Origin of the sequence: Vibrio sp. B1ASS3 (assembly GCF_905175355.1) — a bacterium.
Classification (GTDB): Bacteria; Pseudomonadota; Gammaproteobacteria; order Enterobacterales; family Vibrionaceae; genus Vibrio; species Vibrio owensii.
The window spans coordinates 233,178-253,422 of sequence record NZ_HG992742.1 but is presented as its reverse complement, the minus strand read 5'-3'; the positions used below and the strand labels follow the sequence as shown (position 1 = coordinate 253,422).

5 protein-coding genes, 4 tRNA genes and 6 rRNA genes are annotated in these 20,245 nt (G+C 47.3%); 1 reads left to right on the top strand and 14 read right to left on the bottom strand.

Going from position 1 to position 20,245, the window contains the following annotated elements; all coding sequences use genetic code 11:
• Positions 1 to 155 precede the first annotated feature (155 nt).
• The gene (locus tag KJB05_RS01180; RefSeq protein ID WP_208444899.1) at positions 156 to 1,145 is read left to right on the top strand and encodes a sensor domain-containing diguanylate cyclase; all 990 of its coding nucleotides are present in this window, start codon (positions 156 to 158) and stop codon (positions 1,143 to 1,145) included.
• 324 nt (positions 1,146 to 1,469) lie between these two features.
• Here the strand turns inward: KJB05_RS01180 and rrf (KJB05_RS01175) are convergent.
• The 14 genes from rrf (KJB05_RS01175) to cadC form a co-directional block, all read right to left on the bottom strand.
• Positions 1,470 to 1,586, bottom strand: a 5S ribosomal RNA gene (gene rrf / locus KJB05_RS01175).
• Positions 1,587 to 1,675: 89 nt separating this feature from the next.
• Positions 1,676 to 4,566 (bottom strand): 23S ribosomal RNA (locus KJB05_RS01170).
• Positions 4,567 to 4,853: 287 nt separating this feature from the next.
• Positions 4,854 to 4,929: transfer RNA gene (locus tag KJB05_RS01165), tRNA-Ala, on the bottom strand.
• A 39-nt stretch (positions 4,930 to 4,968) separates the two neighbouring features.
• A tRNA-Ile gene (locus KJB05_RS01160) sits at positions 4,969 to 5,045 on the bottom strand.
• A gap of 67 nt (positions 5,046 to 5,112) precedes the next feature.
• A 16S ribosomal RNA gene (locus KJB05_RS01155) occupies positions 5,113 to 6,665 on the bottom strand.
• A 316-nt stretch (positions 6,666 to 6,981) separates the two neighbouring features.
• Positions 6,982 to 7,098 (bottom strand): 5S ribosomal RNA (rrf, locus tag KJB05_RS01150).
• A 92-nt stretch (positions 7,099 to 7,190) separates the two neighbouring features.
• A 23S ribosomal RNA gene (locus KJB05_RS01145) occupies positions 7,191 to 10,081 on the bottom strand.
• A 287-nt stretch (positions 10,082 to 10,368) separates the two neighbouring features.
• Positions 10,369 to 10,444 (bottom strand) — tRNA-Ala (locus KJB05_RS01140).
• 39 nt (positions 10,445 to 10,483) lie between these two features.
• Positions 10,484 to 10,560, bottom strand: a tRNA-Ile gene (locus KJB05_RS01135).
• Between the two features lie 67 nt (positions 10,561 to 10,627).
• Positions 10,628 to 12,180, bottom strand: a 16S ribosomal RNA gene (locus KJB05_RS01130).
• Together the 16S, 23S and 5S rRNA genes with 4 tRNA genes alongside form the textbook arrangement of a ribosomal RNA operon.
• Before the next feature lie 816 nt (positions 12,181 to 12,996).
• Complete coding sequence (locus tag KJB05_RS01125) at positions 12,997 to 15,132, bottom strand: lysine decarboxylase CadA (RefSeq protein WP_017635553.1); 2,136 nt, start codon at positions 15,130 to 15,132, stop codon at positions 12,997 to 12,999.
• A gap of 117 nt (positions 15,133 to 15,249) precedes the next feature.
• Positions 15,250 to 16,593, bottom strand: a complete 1,344-nt coding sequence (cadB, locus tag KJB05_RS01120) for a cadaverine/lysine antiporter (protein WP_005434864.1) — start codon at positions 16,591 to 16,593, stop codon at positions 15,250 to 15,252.
• Positions 16,594 to 17,225: 632 nt separating this feature from the next.
• Positions 17,226 to 18,397, bottom strand: a protein-coding gene (locus tag KJB05_RS01115) for an IS3 family transposase (protein ID WP_208445600.1) whose coding sequence is annotated in 2 segments (ribosomal slippage) — positions 17,226 to 18,115 and positions 18,115 to 18,397 — 1,173 coding nt in all. Because the reading frame shifts where the segments join, the coding sequence is not laid out codon by codon here.
• Positions 18,398 to 18,572: 175 nt separating this feature from the next.
• Positions 18,573 to 20,144, bottom strand: coding sequence for a lysine decarboxylation/transport transcriptional activator CadC (gene cadC / locus KJB05_RS01110; protein WP_208445601.1), 1,572 nt, complete (start codon positions 20,142 to 20,144; stop codon positions 18,573 to 18,575).
• Positions 20,145 to 20,245 lie beyond the last annotated feature (101 nt).

The following is a 20,245-nucleotide window of genomic DNA, read 5'->3' as shown; positions in this document are numbered from 1 at the left end:
AAGCTCCTGACACTCCAGCTCTTCCAAACGCTTCTCCTTCACCTTTGTACAAACATTAGTCAAGTCTGATACTTTGAACTGTGATCAGTATTGATTGTGAACTCAATACAAACAGATATAATCAACGACTTACATTGGATAAAGGAACTAACCTCATGATTTACAAAGAAAGGGACGATTGGCTTCATGCCATTTTGAATACCCTCCCTGATCATGTCTTTATCCTCAATGAGCAAGGCCACTATATCGAAAGTTTCGGTGGTACTTACCATTCAAAACATTTCAATGCACAAAGCTACACCAACCTCACGTTAAACGATGTTTTATCACCGAGCAAAGCCGCTGAGTTGATCGGTTATATTAACGATGTGCTTCGCTCTAACGAGCCCAAGGTCGTCAAATACAGTATCGCCCTACAAGACCACCTTTTAATGCCAATAGAAGAACTAGAAGCATTAGAGAACCCGGAAGAAACTTGGTTTGAAGCAATCATCAAACCCGTAGAATGCTTCCAAGGTGGTGAAAACTTGGTGATTTGGTCCGTGCGTGATGTCACCAAAACGCATCTGCTAGAAAGACGCCTCAAAGAACTCTCAGAGACAGATGAATTAACAGGTGTCATGAATCGCCGAGCATTCCTAACAAGCCTAGATAGGTCTCTGAGCTCGCATTCGCACCCATCTCACCCCCTAACTTGTGTCATGATTGATATTGATCACTTCAAAGAGATCAACGACCAGGTTGGACACTTCTCCGGCGATCAAGTGATCAATCATGTGGCCAAGATTTGCCAACGTGCAATCCGTGGAACTGACTTTATTGGTCGTTTAGGAGGGGAAGAATTTGCCGTGATCCTAGCCAATACCAGCGCAATACAAGCCTACGAGGTAGCAGAAAGGATCAGACAAGCGATCCAAAACGCACCATGTCAAGTTGATGGTATCGAAATCAGTACAACGGTTAGCATTGGTGTCGCGGAATATGACGGGCAGGTATTGAGCGCAAAAGAGTTAATGGTTAACGCAGATAAAGCCATGTATTACTCAAAACACTCCGGACGTAATCAAGTCACTCTGTATCATGGCAATATTCCTGACGTGAAACTGCAGCACTCTACCAACTTAAGAATCCAAAAGGTTTCTTAACCCCTCCGCTTTATCATCCATACTATCCACATCTCCCTTATAACGCTCAGACGTAGCTCTTATGCCTAAATCTGGCATTAGGCTAGACAAGCTTGATATGTTTTAACAACAAGCTTAAGGCTGTTCTAGAGGCGTGAGAGGTAGTGACATTTTGAGAGACTAGGTAGTGCGTTAGCACTATCTCATGATCAATTTAGTAAACAGGAAAGATATACAGGCTTTAGAAAATGATGTGCCTTTATAGGAGAGTTCTTGGTAATCAAATTTACTTTGCTCCAAATGCAAAAAAGCCCACTCTTTCGAGTGGGCTTCTTCAAATTTAAAGCCTGGCGATGTCCTACTCTCACATGGGGAAGCCCCACACTACCATCGGCGCTAATTCGTTTCACTTCTGAGTTCGGAATGGAAGTCAGGTGGGTCCAAATCGCTATGGTCGCCAAGCAAATTCTTTAATTCGGAAAGCTGTTTTAGGTTCTATTTACACATTCAATGTTCTTGCATTGAGTCCATCAAAACCCCTTGGGTGTTGTATGGTTAAGCCTCACGGGCAATTAGTACAGGTTAGCTCAACGCCTCACAACGCTTACACACCCTGCCTATCAACGTTCTAGTCTCGAACAACCCTTTAGGATACTTAAAGTATCAGGGAAGACTCATCTCAGGGCTCGCTTCCCGCTTAGATGCTTTCAGCGGTTATCGATTCCGAACTTAGCTACCGGGCAATGCGTCTGGCGACACAACCCGAACACCAGAGGTTCGTCCACTCCGGTCCTCTCGTACTAGGAGCAGCCCCCTTCAATCTTCCAACGCCCACGGCAGATAGGGACCGAACTGTCTCACGACGTTCTAAACCCAGCTCGCGTACCACTTTAAATGGCGAACAGCCATACCCTTGGGACCGACTTCAGCCCCAGGATGTGATGAGCCGACATCGAGGTGCCAAACACCGCCGTCGATATGAACTCTTGGGCGGTATCAGCCTGTTATCCCCGGAGTACCTTTTATCCGTTGAGCGATGGCCCTTCCATTCAGAACCACCGGATCACTATGACCTGCTTTCGCACCTGCTCGAATTGTCATTCTCGCAGTCAAGCGGGCTTATGCCATTGCACTAACCTCACGATGTCCAACCGTGATTAGCCCACCTTCGTGCTCCTCCGTTACTCTTTGGGAGGAGACCGCCCCAGTCAAACTACCCACCAGGCACTGTCCGCAACCCCGATTAGGGGTCGACGTTAGAACATCAACACTACAAGGGTGGTATTTCAAGGACGGCTCCACAAATACTGGCGTACTTGCTTCAAAGCCTCCCACCTATCCTACACATGTAGGGTCAATGTTCAGTGCCAAGCTGTAGTAAAGGTTCACGGGGTCTTTCCGTCTAGCCGCGGGTACACTGCATCTTCACAGCGATTTCAATTTCACTGAGTCTCGGGTGGAGACAGCGTGGCCATCATTACGCCATTCGTGCAGGTCGGAACTTACCCGACAAGGAATTTCGCTACCTTAGGACCGTTATAGTTACGGCCGCCGTTTACCGGGGCTTCGATCAAGAGCTTCGACCGAAGTCTAACCCCATCAATTAACCTTCCGGCACCGGGCAGGCGTCACACCGTATACGTCATCTTACGATTTTGCACAGTGCTGTGTTTTTAATAAACAGTTGCAGCCACCTGGTATCTGCGACTCTCGTCAGCTCCATCCGCAAGGGACTTCACCATCAAGAGCGTACCTTCTCCCGAAGTTACGGTACCATTTTGCCTAGTTCCTTCACCCGAGTTCTCTCAAGCGCCTTGGTATTCTCTACCCGACCACCTGTGTCGGTTTGGGGTACGATTCCTTACAATCTGAAGCTTAGAGGCTTTTCCTGGAAGCATGGCATCAATGACTTCACTACCGTAGTAGCTCGACGTCGTGTCTCAGCCTTAAGAGAAACCGGATTTACCTAATTTCTCAGCCTACGCACTTGAACCTGGACAACCGTCGCCAGGCCCACCTAGCCTTCTCCGTCCCCCCATCGCAATTGTAAGAAGTACGGGAATATTAACCCGTTTCCCATCGACTACGCCTTTCGGCCTCGCCTTAGGGGTCGACTTACCCTGCCCCGATTAACGTTGGACAGGAACCCTTGGTCTTCCGGCGAGGAGGTTTTTCACCCCCTTTATCGTTACTCATGTCAGCATTCGCACTTCTGATACGTCCAGCATGCGTTACCACACACCTTCAACCGCTTACAGAACGCTCCCCTACCCAATGCACTAAAGTGCATTGCCGCAGCTTCGGTTTACTACTTAGCCCCGTTACATCTTCCGCGCAGGCCGACTCGACCAGTGAGCTATTACGCTTTCTTTAAATGATGGCTGCTTCTAAGCCAACATCCTGGCTGTCTGAGCCTTCCCACATCGTTTCCCACTTAGTAGTAATTTGGGACCTTAGCTGGCGGTCTGGGTTGTTTCCCTCTCCACGACGGACGTTAGCACCCGCCGTGTGTCTCCCGGATAGTACTTACTGGTATTCGGAGTTTGCAAAGGGTTGGTAAGTCGGGATGACCCCCTAGCCTTAACAGTGCTCTACCCCCAGTAGTATTCGTCCGAGGCGCTACCTAAATAGCTTTCGGGGAGAACCAGCTATCTCCAGGTTTGATTGGCCTTTCACCCCTAGCCACAAGTCATCCGCTAATTTTTCAACATTAGTCGGTTCGGTCCTCCAATTGATGTTACTCAATCTTCAACCTGCCCATGGCTAGATCACCTGGTTTCGGGTCTATATCCAGCGACTGAGTCGCGCAGTTAACACTCGCTTTCGCTACGGCTCCCCTAGATGGTTAACCTTGCCACTGAATATAAGTCGCTGACCCATTATACAAAAGGTACGCAGTCACACCACGAAGGTGCTCCTACTGCTTGTACGTACACGGTTTCAGGTTCTATTTCACTCCCCTCACAGGGGTTCTTTTCGCCTTTCCCTCACGGTACTGGTTCACTATCGGTCAGTCAGTAGTATTTAGCCTTGGAGGATGGTCCCCCCATATTCAGACAGGATATCACGTGTCCCGCCCTACTCGATTTCACTTTATATGCGTTGCCGGTTACGGGGCTATCACCCTGTATCGCACAACTTTCCAGAAGTTTCACCTGACGCATAAAAAGCTTAAGGGCTAGTCCAATTTCGCTCGCCGCTACTTTCGGAATCTCGGTTGATTTCTTTTCCTCGGGGTACTTAGATGTTTCAGTTCCCCCGGTTCGCCTCGCTGCGCTATGTATTCACGCAGCGATACTTACTTATGTAAGTGGGTTTCCCCATTCGGAAATCCCAGACTCAAATGGTTTTTACTACCTAATCTGGGCTTATCGCAAGTTAATACGTCCTTCATCGCCTCTGACTGCCAAGGCATCCACCGTGTACGCTTAGTCACTTAACCATACAACCCGAAGGAGTTTCGAGTTGATGTTCAAATCACCAAAGTTGTCTCTCATTATTTGAATGAGCGAGAGACATTTCGATTTTGCCGGACTCAATTTCGAATAATCACTTAAAAGTGATATTCCCAAGAACACTTGAATGTGTTTTTTGGTGTTTGTCATAAAGACAAACATTGAGAACTTTACAAACAATCTTAAAGATTGTTTTGTCAGCTTTCCAAATTGTTAAAGAGCTAGATTTTCTGATGAAACCATTTTTAAACACACTCGTAAGAATGCTTAAAGATGGTGGAGCTATGCGGGATCGAACCGCAGACCTCCTGCGTGCAAGGCAGGCGCTCTCCCAGCTGAGCTATAGCCCCATCAAGGTGTCGATACTGCATACCAATCTCAAAAGAAATTGGTGGGTCTGAGTGGACTCGAACCACCGACCTCTCGCTTATCAGGCGAACGCTCTAACCACCTGAGCTACAGACCCAGTATCGTCTCTTTTACTTATAAACCGTATCAATCTGTGTGGACACTCATCGTGAGTAATCATCGTTTAAGGAGGTGATCCAGCGCCAGGTTCCCCTAGCGCTACCTTGTTACGACTTCACCCCAGTCATGAACCACAAAGTGGTAAGCGTCCTCCCGAAGGTTAAACTACCTACTTCTTTTGCAGCCCACTCCCATGGTGTGACGGGCGGTGTGTACAAGGCCCGGGAACGTATTCACCGTGGCATTCTGATCCACGATTACTAGCGATTCCGACTTCATGGAGTCGAGTTGCAGACTCCAATCCGGACTACGACGCACTTTTTGGGATTCGCTCACTATCGCTAGCTTGCTGCCCTCTGTATGCGCCATTGTAGCACGTGTGTAGCCCTACTCGTAAGGGCCATGATGACTTGACGTCGTCCCCACCTTCCTCCGGTTTATCACCGGCAGTCTCCCTGGAGTTCCCGACATTACTCGCTGGCAAACAAGGATAAGGGTTGCGCTCGTTGCGGGACTTAACCCAACATTTCACAACACGAGCTGACGACAGCCATGCAGCACCTGTCTCAGAGTTCCCGAAGGCACCAATCCATCTCTGGAAAGTTCTCTGGATGTCAAGAGTAGGTAAGGTTCTTCGCGTTGCATCGAATTAAACCACATGCTCCACCGCTTGTGCGGGCCCCCGTCAATTCATTTGAGTTTTAATCTTGCGACCGTACTCCCCAGGCGGTCTACTTAACGCGTTAGCTCCGAAAGCCACGGCTCAAGGCCACAACCTCCAAGTAGACATCGTTTACGGCGTGGACTACCAGGGTATCTAATCCTGTTTGCTCCCCACGCTTTCGCATCTGAGTGTCAGTATCTGTCCAGGGGGCCGCCTTCGCCACCGGTATTCCTTCAGATCTCTACGCATTTCACCGCTACACCTGAAATTCTACCCCCCTCTACAGTACTCTAGTCTGCCAGTTTCAAATGCTATTCCGAGGTTGAGCCCCGGGCTTTCACATCTGACTTAACAAACCACCTGCATGCGCTTTACGCCCAGTAATTCCGATTAACGCTCGCACCCTCCGTATTACCGCGGCTGCTGGCACGGAGTTAGCCGGTGCTTCTTCTGTCGCTAACGTCAAATAATGCAGCTATTAACTACACTACCTTCCTCACGACTGAAAGTGCTTTACAACCCGAAGGCCTTCTTCACACACGCGGCATGGCTGCATCAGGCTTGCGCCCATTGTGCAATATTCCCCACTGCTGCCTCCCGTAGGAGTCTGGACCGTGTCTCAGTTCCAGTGTGGCTGATCATCCTCTCAGACCAGCTAGGGATCGTCGCCTTGGTGAGCCATTACCTCACCAACTAGCTAATCCCACCTAGGCATATCCTGACGCGAGAGGCCCGAAGGTCCCCCTCTTTGGCCCGTAGGCATTATGCGGTATTAGCCATCGTTTCCAATGGTTATCCCCCACATCAGGGCAATTTCCTAGGCATTACTCACCCGTCCGCCGCTCGACGCCGTTATCGTTCCCCGAAGGTTCAGATAACTCGTTTCCGCTCGACTTGCATGTGTTAGGCCTGCCGCCAGCGTTCAATCTGAGCCATGATCAAACTCTTCAATTTAAGATTTTGTTCGGCTCAATGAATACTGAACATTACATAAGTAATGTTTGAATTGACTGTGCTGAATCTTTCGATTCAATGGTCACTTCGTTTCATTGAAACCTAATTTGATACCGAGGTATCTAATTGGATTATCATCAACGAGTGCCCACACAGATTGATAGGTCTATATTGTTAAAGAGCTTGGCTTTCAGTGCCTTAGCACTTAAGCGAGGTGCGTATAATACGCTTTCCACTTTGAAAGTCAACATAAAACTCTAAAATAATTTAGAACTTTATGGTGACTTGCTTAAATCTTAAGCAAGTGCGAAATAAAGCCTGGCGATGTTCTACTCTCACATGGGGAAGCCCCACACTACCATCGACGCTAATTCGTTTCACTTCTGAGTTCGGAATGGAAGTCAGGTGGGTCCAAATCGCTATGGTCGCCAAGCAAATTCTTTAATTCGGAAAACTGATGTTAAGTTCTATTTATACACATTCAATGTTCTTACATTGAGTCCATCAAAACCCCTTGGGTGTTGTATGGTTAAGCCTCACGGGCAATTAGTACAGGTTAGCTCAACGCCTCACAACGCTTACACACCCTGCCTATCAACGTTCTAGTCTCGAACAACCCTTTAGGATACTTAAAGTATCAGGGAAGACTCATCTCAGGGCTCGCTTCCCGCTTAGATGCTTTCAGCGGTTATCGATTCCGAACTTAGCTACCGGGCAATGCGTCTGGCGACACAACCCGAACACCAGAGGTTCGTCCACTCCGGTCCTCTCGTACTAGGAGCAGCCCCCTTCAATCTTCCAACGCCCACGGCAGATAGGGACCGAACTGTCTCACGACGTTCTAAACCCAGCTCGCGTACCACTTTAAATGGCGAACAGCCATACCCTTGGGACCGACTTCAGCCCCAGGATGTGATGAGCCGACATCGAGGTGCCAAACACCGCCGTCGATATGAACTCTTGGGCGGTATCAGCCTGTTATCCCCGGAGTACCTTTTATCCGTTGAGCGATGGCCCTTCCATTCAGAACCACCGGATCACTATGACCTGCTTTCGCACCTGCTCGAATTGTCATTCTCGCAGTCAAGCGGGCTTATGCCATTGCACTAACCTCACGATGTCCAACCGTGATTAGCCCACCTTCGTGCTCCTCCGTTACTCTTTGGGAGGAGACCGCCCCAGTCAAACTACCCACCAGGCACTGTCCGCAACCCCGATAAGGGGTCGACGTTAGAACATCAACACTACAAGGGTGGTATTTCAAGGACGGCTCCACAAATACTGGCGTACTTGCTTCAAAGCCTCCCACCTATCCTACACATGTAGGGTCAATGTTCAGTGCCAAGCTGTAGTAAAGGTTCACGGGGTCTTTCCGTCTAGCCGCGGGTACACTGCATCTTCACAGCGATTTCAATTTCACTGAGTCTCGGGTGGAGACAGCGTGGCCATCATTACGCCATTCGTGCAGGTCGGAACTTACCCGACAAGGAATTTCGCTACCTTAGGACCGTTATAGTTACGGCCGCCGTTTACCGGGGCTTCGATCAAGAGCTTCGACCGAAGTCTAACCCCATCAATTAACCTTCCGGCACCGGGCAGGCGTCACACCGTATACGTCATCTTACGATTTTGCACAGTGCTGTGTTTTTAATAAACAGTTGCAGCCACCTGGTATCTGCGACTCTCGTCAGCTCCATCCGCAAGGGACTTCACCATCAAGAGCGTACCTTCTCCCGAAGTTACGGTACCATTTTGCCTAGTTCCTTCACCCGAGTTCTCTCAAGCGCCTTGGTATTCTCTACCCGACCACCTGTGTCGGTTTGGGGTACGATTCCTTACAATCTGAAGCTTAGAGGCTTTTCCTGGAAGCATGGCATCAATGACTTCACTACCGTAGTAGCTCGACGTCGTGTCTCAGCCTTAAGAGAAACCGGATTTACCTAATTTCTCAGCCTACGCACTTGAACCTGGACAACCGTCGCCAGGCCCACCTAGCCTTCTCCGTCCCCCCATCGCAATTGTAAGAAGTACGGGAATATTAACCCGTTTCCCATCGACTACGCCTTTCGGCCTCGCCTTAGGGGTCGACTTACCCTGCCCCGATTAACGTTGGACAGGAACCCTTGGTCTTCCGGCGAGGAGGTTTTTCACCCCCTTTATCGTTACTCATGTCAGCATTCGCACTTCTGATACGTCCAGCATGCGTTACCACACACCTTCAACCGCTTACAGAACGCTCCCCTACCCAATGCACTAAAGTGCATTGCCGCAGCTTCGGTTTACTACTTAGCCCCGTTACATCTTCCGCGCAGGCCGACTCGACCAGTGAGCTATTACGCTTTCTTTAAATGATGGCTGCTTCTAAGCCAACATCCTGGCTGTCTGAGCCTTCCCACATCGTTTCCCACTTAGTAGTAATTTGGGACCTTAGCTGGCGGTCTGGGTTGTTTCCCTCTCCACGACGGACGTTAGCACCCGCCGTGTGTCTCCCGGATAGTACTTACTGGTATTCGGAGTTTGCAAAGGGTTGGTAAGTCGGGATGACCCCCTAGCCTTAACAGTGCTCTACCCCCAGTAGTATTCGTCCGAGGCGCTACCTAAATAGCTTTCGGGGAGAACCAGCTATCTCCAGGTTTGATTGGCCTTTCACCCCTAGCCACAAGTCATCCGCTAATTTTTCAACATTAGTCGGTTCGGTCCTCCAATTGATGTTACTCAATCTTCAACCTGCCCATGGCTAGATCACCTGGTTTCGGGTCTATATCCAGCGACTGAGTCGCGCAGTTAACACTCGCTTTCGCTACGGCTCCCCTAGATGGTTAACCTTGCCACTGAATATAAGTCGCTGACCCATTATACAAAAGGTACGCAGTCACACCACGAAGGTGCTCCTACTGCTTGTACGTACACGGTTTCAGGTTCTATTTCACTCCCCTCACAGGGGTTCTTTTCGCCTTTCCCTCACGGTACTGGTTCACTATCGGTCAGTCAGTAGTATTTAGCCTTGGAGGATGGTCCCCCCATATTCAGACAGGATATCACGTGTCCCGCCCTACTCGATTTCACTTTATATGCGTTGCCGGTTACGGGGCTATCACCCTGTATCGCACAACTTTCCAGAAGTTTCACCTGACGCATAAAAAGCTTAAGGGCTAGTCCAATTTCGCTCGCCGCTACTTTCGGAATCTCGGTTGATTTCTTTTCCTCGGGGTACTTAGATGTTTCAGTTCCCCCGGTTCGCCTCGCTGCGCTATGTATTCACGCAGCGATACTTACTTATGTAAGTGGGTTTCCCCATTCGGAAATCCCAGACTCAAATGGTTTTTACTACCTAATCTGGGCTTATCGCAAGTTAATACGTCCTTCATCGCCTCTGACTGCCAAGGCATCCACCGTGTACGCTTAGTCACTTAACCATACAACCCGAAGGAGTTTCGAGTTGATGTTCAAATCACCAAAGTTGTCTCTCATTATTTGAATGAGCGAGAGACATTTCGATTTTGCCGGACTCAATTTCGAATAATCACTTAAAAGTGATATTCCCAAGAACACTTGAATGTGTTTTTTGGTGTTTGTCATAAAGACAAACATTGAGAACTTTACAAACAATCTTAAAGATTGTTTTGTCAGCTTTCCAAATTGTTAAAGAGCTAGATTTTCTGATGAAACCATTTTTAAACACACTCGTAAGAATGCTTAAAGATGGTGGAGCTATGCGGGATCGAACCGCAGACCTCCTGCGTGCAAGGCAGGCGCTCTCCCAGCTGAGCTATAGCCCCATCAAGGTGTCGATACTGCATACCAATCTCAAAAGAAATTGGTGGGTCTGAGTGGACTCGAACCACCGACCTCTCGCTTATCAGGCGAACGCTCTAACCACCTGAGCTACAGACCCAGTATCGTCTCTTTTACTTATAAACCGTATCAATCTGTGTGGACACTCATCGTGAGTAATCATCGTTTAAGGAGGTGATCCAGCGCCAGGTTCCCCTAGCGCTACCTTGTTACGACTTCACCCCAGTCATGAACCACAAAGTGGTAAGCGTCCTCCCGAAGGTTAAACTACCTACTTCTTTTGCAGCCCACTCCCATGGTGTGACGGGCGGTGTGTACAAGGCCCGGGAACGTATTCACCGTGGCATTCTGATCCACGATTACTAGCGATTCCGACTTCATGGAGTCGAGTTGCAGACTCCAATCCGGACTACGACGCACTTTTTGGGATTCGCTCACTATCGCTAGCTTGCTGCCCTCTGTATGCGCCATTGTAGCACGTGTGTAGCCCTACTCGTAAGGGCCATGATGACTTGACGTCGTCCCCACCTTCCTCCGGTTTATCACCGGCAGTCTCCCTGGAGTTCCCGACATTACTCGCTGGCAAACAAGGATAAGGGTTGCGCTCGTTGCGGGACTTAACCCAACATTTCACAACACGAGCTGACGACAGCCATGCAGCACCTGTCTCAGAGTTCCCGAAGGCACCAATCCATCTCTGGAAAGTTCTCTGGATGTCAAGAGTAGGTAAGGTTCTTCGCGTTGCATCGAATTAAACCACATGCTCCACCGCTTGTGCGGGCCCCCGTCAATTCATTTGAGTTTTAATCTTGCGACCGTACTCCCCAGGCGGTCTACTTAACGCGTTAGCTCCGAAAGCCACGGCTCAAGGCCACAACCTCCAAGTAGACATCGTTTACGGCGTGGACTACCAGGGTATCTAATCCTGTTTGCTCCCCACGCTTTCGCATCTGAGTGTCAGTATCTGTCCAGGGGGCCGCCTTCGCCACCGGTATTCCTTCAGATCTCTACGCATTTCACCGCTACACCTGAAATTCTACCCCCCTCTACAGTACTCTAGTCTGCCAGTTTCAAATGCTATTCCGAGGTTGAGCCCCGGGCTTTCACATCTGACTTAACAAACCACCTGCATGCGCTTTACGCCCAGTAATTCCGATTAACGCTCGCACCCTCCGTATTACCGCGGCTGCTGGCACGGAGTTAGCCGGTGCTTCTTCTGTCGCTAACGTCAAATAATGCAGCTATTAACTACACTACCTTCCTCACGACTGAAAGTGCTTTACAACCCGAAGGCCTTCTTCACACACGCGGCATGGCTGCATCAGGCTTGCGCCCATTGTGCAATATTCCCCACTGCTGCCTCCCGTAGGAGTCTGGACCGTGTCTCAGTTCCAGTGTGGCTGATCATCCTCTCAGACCAGCTAGGGATCGTCGCCTTGGTGAGCCATTACCTCACCAACTAGCTAATCCCACCTAGGCATATCCTGACGCGAGAGGCCCGAAGGTCCCCCTCTTTGGCCCGTAGGCATTATGCGGTATTAGCCATCGTTTCCAATGGTTATCCCCCACATCAGGGCAATTTCCTAGGCATTACTCACCCGTCCGCCGCTCGACGCCGTTATCGTTCCCCGAAGGTTCAGATAACTCGTTTCCGCTCGACTTGCATGTGTTAGGCCTGCCGCCAGCGTTCAATCTGAGCCATGATCAAACTCTTCAATTTAAGATTTTGTCGGCTCAATGAATACTGAACATTACATAAGTAATGTTTGAATTGACTGTGCTGAGTCTTTCGACTCAATGGTCACTTCGTTTCATTGAAACCTAATTTGATACCGAGGTATCTAATTGGATTATCATCAACGAGTGCCCACACAGATTGATAGGTTCTTATTTTTAAAGAGCTTTTCTAACATTTTCAGCAACTTAGTTGCTCGTCGTTAGGGGTGCGTATCTTACTTCACACCGTGAGAGAGTCAAGCATTTTTTTCAAATTCTTTTTTCTCTCTTCCCGACTCGCTGTGTGACTTTCGTCTCACTCCGTGTCGGTGGATGCGCAGTATAGGGGGTTGAGAAATTAGCACAAGCGTTTTTTTCAAAAAAACTTTCAACCGCACAAATAACGAGCATTCTGCATAGATACTCAACGATCTTGGCTAATATTTCGGGTTGTAGAGGATCTTTTCATGAAGAAATACCTGACTTCCGCATTAAGAGATCGCCTATTTCTTTGTAATTTCGGTTGCTGATCTTATCTCTCTTGGTTCTTTTTTCTCTTTCTATCGATATAAAGATGAAAAAAAGAGCAGAACGATGACGAACTGCTCTTTTGGTCTTTGCTTTTTATTTGGGGTACTTCAGGTGAAGTCTTGGAAAAGTGTTTCTTCTATATAGAAGAAAAGATCAGAGCATCCTTGCCCTTCTCTTTACGACAGATTAGTTAGGGGTATATCTAAATGTCGTTATTGTTCGATGACGCATTGAGCTCGTAAGAGTGGAGCATGCTTGCATTCCCAATGGCGTCATCTTCGAGAGGAACTTAGTTCTTCAATACTTTTACGGTGTAGCTACCATCTTTTTGTTGGTATAGACCGTGGATGTCGGTTTCGAAACCTGGGTAATGCGCACCGATCTCACAAAGCATCTCTAGGAAGTCCAACACAGGGCGAGACTCTTGAGTCACCATTTCACCAGGAAGTACTAGTGGCACACCTGGAGGGTAAGGAAGGATCATGTTCGCACTTACGCGGCCAACCATTTCTTCCAGTTTGATTTCTTCGATGTTGCCACGAAGCTCTTCTTGCCATGCTGCGTGTGGTGTTACTTTCATTTCTGGAAGTACATCGAACGCTTTGTACATTAGCTCTGGTAGGTTGTATTTCTTAGTTAGGTCATGAATTGCTTGTGCTAGTTCTTGAACGCGCATGCCTTCATAGAAGCTTGGGTCTTCGTTGTATAGCGAAGGTAGGAAGCTCTTGATGGTTAGGTTCAAGTCGTAGCCACGTTTAAATTCAGTTAGACCACGTAGCAATTGCATTGCTTTTGATTTGTCGATACCGATAGAGAATAGGAACAACAAGTTGTATGGACCTGTTTTCTCTACCACGATGCCGCGCTCGTCTAGGAATTTAGCCACCAGCGAAGCAGGAATACCTGATTCTTCTAGTTCGCCTTCTTTATTCATCCCAGGAGTCAATAGCGTTACTTTGATTGGATCAAGATACATGTGGTTGTCATCCATGTTCTTGAAGCCGTGCCATGTGTCGCTAGGGTCTAGTTTCCAACATTCTGTGGTATCGATGTTTTCTGGTTGCCACACATCGAAGAACCAGCTGTCACTTTCTGCTTCTAGGCGTTTGATCTCTTTACGGAAGCGGATTGCGCGATCGATAGAGTCTTGCATTAACTTCTTACCAGTGTTGCCGCGCATCATTGCCGCTGCAGTTTCAGTAGAAGCAACAATGCCGTACTGAGGTGAAGTTGAAGTGTGCATCATGAATGCTTCGTTGAAAGATTCTTTATCAAAGTCACCTTTCACGTGAATCATTGAAGCTTGTGAGAACGCTGCCAACAGTTTGTGTGTTGATTGTGTTTCGTAGAACACTTTGCCTGGCATCGCTTCACCACTCATACCACATTTACCTTCGTAAATTGGGTTGAAGTTAGTGTAAGGCACCCAAGCACTGTCGAAGTGAATGTGTTTACAATCTAGCGACTCTTTGATGAATTGTGTGTTGTACAGCAAGCCATCGTAAGTTGAGTTAGTCACTACTGCGTAAGTTGGTGCTGTTGCACCTGGTGTTTTCGCCACTTTCTCTGCAATGACATCGCGGCTGAATTCGCTTTGTGGAATACCACCAAGGATGCCGTATGCGTTACGAGTTGGGCGGAAGTAGATTGGTGTCACGTCGCTCATCATCATTAGGTGAGTCAGAGATTTGTGACAGTTACGGTCAATCAGTACTGTGCTGCCCGCAGGTGCTGAGTACATACCAACGATTTTGTTCGATGTAGACGTACCGTTAGTTACGATGTACGAGCTGTCTGCATTGAATGTACGTGCGATGTATTCTTCTGCATCTTTATGTGGACCTGAGTGGTCTAGTAGAGAACCTAGCTCAGGCATTGAGATTGATACGTCCGCTTTAAATGTGTTTGGACCATAAAAATCGTAGAAGATGCTACCAGCAGGGCTTTTCTGGAATGCAGTACCACCCATGTGACCTGGAGTACAGAAGGTGTATTTACCTTCTTCTACGTATTTGAATAGCGCTTTAGTGAATGGAGGCATGATGGCATCTTTATATGCCTCAGTCGCTTGGTTGATTTTGATAGCGATGTCGTCAGCCATACCTAAAGCGTACTCGAAGAAGCTCACGTTTAGACGTAGGTCTGTTAGTGAAATGTCTAGAGTAGACTGTTCGTTAGCAAATGCGTGAACAGGCAGTTTTTCGTTGATTTGGCTGATACGTTCACATAGCTCTAGTGAGTATTTATCCCAGTCGAACAGCACACCGCAAATGCGTGGGTTCATCTCAATCATTTTGATCAAGTCTTTATCATCTACTGGGTAAACCACTTCGTAGCCCGCTTTCTCAAGAGCAGCGTGAAGTTGACGAACTGGCTCTTCTTTAAAGAACACACCCATGTGGTTCAAGATAGCGAATATATTCATTTGGACATCTCCAAGGCGAATGAGGGCGCTCTTTGCCATTTACAGGCAATGAGTAAGGTGAGCGCCGCGTGAATTTGGGTTTTATGGGCTGGCACCGTAGTGCCAGCGTTTTGGGGATTAGTTGCTTGCTTGGGCAGGCATGTCGTCAGCGTGCATTTTCACGTACTGAGCAAGACCTGCTTTTTTGCTGTAGAACATCAAGATAACTAGAGAAACGATGAAGGTTGCTGTTAGCGTACCGCCCTCTGCACCTGCTAGTGCGATGAAGCAGAACAGACAAGCCACACCAGAGAACAGCATTACGAAGCCGTTGCGTGTTGTCATACCTTCGAAGCGAATCAAGTTAATGCTTGAGTAGAAGTAAGGCAGCATCGTTAGTAGAACTGCGTCAGTCGTTAGTTGGTTGAACAGGTCTGATGCGTGCGCTGTTTTAGAGCTGAAGAACATCAGTACAACCATTAGCGCAGTCATCTTGATTGACGCAAGGATTAGACCTTTCTTAGGCACACCGTTTTTATCAGTTTCACCGTAGATTTTAGGGAAGTTGCCGTCGTTTGCTGCGCGTTTACCCGCTTCACCTACTAGCATCATCCATGAACCTAGCGAAGTGAAACATGCTAGTGCTGTAAATGCTGATACGAATGGTGCTGTCCAGCTACCGAATAGCTCAGTGGTTGCTAGTGCAAATGGCGCACCTGATGCCGCAACTTCTGACGCAGGGAACATGCCGCTGATCATTTGAGTTGATAGGATGTAAATCACACCTGCGATACCAGTACCCAACATAGTTGCTAGTGGTACGGTACGTTTAGGGTTTTCTACCATACCAGTCGATACCGCTGCTGATTCCACACCTACGAATGACCATAGACAGATAAGAACCGCTGTTACTACCGCGTGGCTGTCAGTGCCTGCTGATACGTTCCAGTTTTGGCTGTAAAGCGCAGTATCGAAGTGCGTCCAACCAAATGCGGCTGTACCAACAACTGGGATAAGGATAAGAACTAGACCAAGCGTACATAGACGGCTTACCCAGCTACCACCAAGTAGGTTGACGAAAGTGAAGATCCATACCGATGCAATCGTCGCAATACCTGCTGGGATTGGGTTATTAAGCACAGGGAAGAATACTGAAAGGTAAGAAACACCTGTAATGGCAATAGCCAGGTTACCGATCCAGTTCGCGTGGTAATAAAGAACGCCCGTTTGGAAACCAAATACCGGAGACACTTCGCCAGCATAAGCGATAGGACCACCTTCTTGTGGGTTTTTGGTTGCCAGACGAGCGTAAACGAACGCCAGACTCAGTGCACCGACCAAACAGATCAGCCAACTGAAGATTGAAACAGAGCCTACAGAGGCAAGACTAGAAGGTAATAGTGCAATACCACTACCCATCATGTTACCGGCTACGACACCCGTACAGGCAATAAGGCCGATTTTTTTCGCATTCGATGACATAACATCTCCAAATCTATTCTACTCGAGTCAACATGACTCAAACTGAATGGTTATTAGCGAGATGCTATGAGGAAGAACCTGCTCGACCTCGCTAAATTTCGAAGTGAAGACTACGCCCAAAAACTGGGAAAAAAATAAACTTGGGGTTATCAATAAAACAATTAGCCCATCGGTATAAAGTTGAGATAAACCTGATAAACTAAAAAACATAAAGCCAGCATATACAGCAACTTAAGATGAAAAACTAAAGCACTCATGTCGAAAAGCTAAAAACATCAACCTCAACAAATTTTCCATCAACCTTATCAACCGCTATCAACATCAAGCTAACCCTATCCTGATTACCCAAACTGTTGATGCAGACTTTTCCTACCCTTATTGACCAATTGACTTACATCAAACTTCCCCTCCTCTTTTACTCAGTGATGCATAAGTACAAGCGTTATTACGCATAAACAACTGCGTTGTCGTGACCGGTTTTAAATACGCAAGGCTAAGGCCGAAACCCAAAAGTTCGATATGAAGCGGCACTAAGACAGGAAGTAAGAAGTAGGATGCCAACGTGGTGAGAATAGAGAATAGAGAATAGAGAATAGAGAATTGGAATGACCCCTTAAAAGTAGACACGGGGGTTAATTCATTAGCTCAAAGTCTATGGGGCTCACTCCACCTAGAGCCCCATGTCTTCTTACCGGATTGTAATATGTATCGATATAAAGTCGACTTTGCATTGTCATTTCCTGACGAGATACCTCTCCTAAATTGCTAATCCACTCTTTTTTGTATTGAGCAAAGAAACTTTCTGAACAAGCGTTATCCCAACAGTTTCCTTTACGCGACATGCTCACGGTAATCGCCTTTTTCCTGAGCCATCGTAAGGTTTCTATCGCTCGATATTGAACACCTTGATCCGAATGAAACATTAACTTCCTTCCATCCGGTAGACGACTCTTCCATGCTTTACTCAAGGTTTTTAGCACTAAATAAGCATTGTTTATGCGACTTGTAGACCATCCCACCACCTTCCTCGAATACAAATCCAATATGACACAAAGGTAGTTCCAACCTTCCTTACATCGAACTTGAGTTATATCAGAAGCCCAAACTTGATTTGGTTTACTCACGTCAAATTGGCGATTAAGAAGGTTGTACGCAGGCATCAGTGTTTTCTGTCTAGGAGCTCGACCATGGCGCTTTTTACTGGCTTTAGAACGATAACCTACTAACTGTAATAGCCGTTGAACTCGCTTCTTATTGCAAATAAAACCGAAAGCAACCGCGGCTTCCCACAACTTTCGATAGCCGGGGATACAATGCTGCCTATCACTTTCCTTTTTCAAAAAGTCGAGCAAACTTTCGTTTCTTAGTTCGCGTTCACTTGGCTTTCGATGGAGCCACTTATAGTAGCCAGCAGGAGAAACACCTAGCCATTGGCACAGCCTTACTACTGGTCGCTGGACATTCGTATATTTTAAAATGTATTCAAATCTTATTCTTTTAGGCTGTCGAAGTAAGCTTTCGCTTCCTTTAAGAATTCGTTCTCCATCTCAGCCATTTCCAGACGCTTTTTCAACCTTCGAATTTCTTTTTCTAGTTGAACAACTGATTTTTCTGGTCCCACGTTGGGAAGAGTCGGAGTTGTATGTTTTTGAGAGGTCATTTCAGCCCTCCATTTGGACAGTAAACTCGGGGAAATACCTAACGATTTCGCCACTGATTTTACGGTATCAGGAGAAACTAAAGATTGCTGTACGGCTTGTTTCTTGAAACCTTCTGAATGTTTTCGGACAGTTTTTACTTTCATCGCACTCAAATTCCAATATTGAGTGTCTACTTTATTGGGGTCATATCACTCCTCTTCTATAGCAAGCATTATTAGTAGAAATAGAGGTAAGAAGCACACACAAGAGGCAGATACAAAAAAGCCCCTCACCGAAATGAAGGGCTAAAGATATCTTTACTTGTTAGATTGTGACTGCTTACAGCATACGAACCACGGAAGGGTGTACTGCGCGATACATGGCGTAATCAATCGCCTTCATGTTACTTGGAAAAACCAAGTTCTCGCACAATAAGTAAGTCTCTACGGATGTATCAATATAGAAGGCTTCGCTGTAGGACTCACTTGCCCAATCCAAATCACCATCCAGCTCGGCGTGCTTACCTCGAATCACGTAAGACAATACCGAATCACGAACGTCCAATGCTTGATTCAAATGTCGCTTGGCTAAATCAATGTCACCGGTGATCGTCTCATGCAAGGCTAGTGCTTCATAAATACGTGGCTGAATAGGCCCAACCATCATCTTAGCGTTGGCTTCCAGCTTATCACTTAACTGTTGAACCCTACTCTTTCTTAGTTCCAATGCAGGAGCGAGTGCTTTTTGCACATGGTAAGCAATGAGCAGCTCCGATTGAACATAAGCATTATCTGGTTCAATCTCGAGGATTTTCTCCATCAAGTCGATACCATGCTGGAATTGATTCGCATCCGATACGTTCAAGTAGTGGTTTGCTTCAACAAACAACTCCAATGCGTCTGGGTTCATTGGCATACCCGCCACCAGCACTTTGGACTTCAGTTTTGCATCTGGTACTTTCAATACTCGCATCAAATCCAAAGACGCTTGTTGCATCACGGACTTTAAGTGGCTGTTAGTTAATGCGTACTGACGGCTAAACAGCACTTTCTCTGAAGAGTTGTTGCGGTATTCCACTTCAAGGAAGCTGCCACCATCATTTTCTTTGACGCGCACGACCACAGATTTCCCCGGAACGATACCCGTGGTAAAGGAAGCTTTCTTGAGCATGACACGATAGTCACTCACTTGAGCCACATCAGCCATCAACTTCTGCGCAAAGCCATCTGCTAAGTCATAACTTCGACCTTCTTTGCTGAAGTTATCTTGAAACTTGAACTCAATAAGGTGGGTATCAATGGCTTGCGTGATGCGCACTTCTGACTGCTTATAGGTAAACACCCCCATCACCACAACCAACACACTGATCCAAATGAAGTTCATAAAGCCCAATCGCCAAGGGCTGATTTTGTTTGGTTTACGTGGCGCTTTTTTCTCTTTCGACATCTCGCAAACGGCGCGAGTTAAAGGCCCTGCAGGGAATGCGATAGTTGGTGCTGGCGCTTCTGGCAATTCTTCTTCTGTTTCTTCAACAACAGGAGGAAGAATTTCGGCATCGCAATGACGGCTTGCAAGGAATTCCTCGTGTGTCATTGGGGTCACATTCGCCACCAGCTTGTAACCACGCTTAGGCACAGTGATCACGTAGCTGATGTTTTCTTCTCGACCATCTCGCAGAAGTTTGCGCAGTTCGAAGATCGACTGTGTTACGACTTGATCCGTCACAATCGCACCAGCCCAAACATATTGGATCAGCTCTTCGCGATTGAACACTTCACTGGCGTGCTCAGCAAGAAAATGCAGTAGGTTTATTAAGCGTGGCTCAACGGTAACTTCCCTGTCTTGTCGATACAGCTTATTTTCATCAACGCTCAAAACCCAGTCATTGATTTGAAAATAGACTCCAACCATGTATGAAAACTCTCGTATCTGATAGACAGCGTCGCTTTAGGAATAGAGGGGACTACACATTCTTACAGTCGACTAAAGCCGAGATTATAGGGGGGAAAACG

Excerpts from the sequence above, each read along its gene's own strand:
- cadC (WP_208445601.1), bottom strand. The coding sequence starts at position 20,144 with ATGGTTGGAGTCTATTTTCAAATCAATGACTGGGTTTTGAGCGTTGAT.
- KJB05_RS01180 (WP_208444899.1), top strand. The coding sequence starts at position 156 with ATGATTTACAAAGAAAGGGACGATTGGCTTCATGCCATTTTGAATACC.
- KJB05_RS01125 (WP_017635553.1), bottom strand. The coding sequence starts at position 15,132 with ATGAATATATTCGCTATCTTGAACCACATGGGTGTGTTCTTTAAAGAA.
- cadB (WP_005434864.1), bottom strand. The coding sequence starts at position 16,593 with ATGTCATCGAATGCGAAAAAAATCGGCCTTATTGCCTGTACGGGTGTC.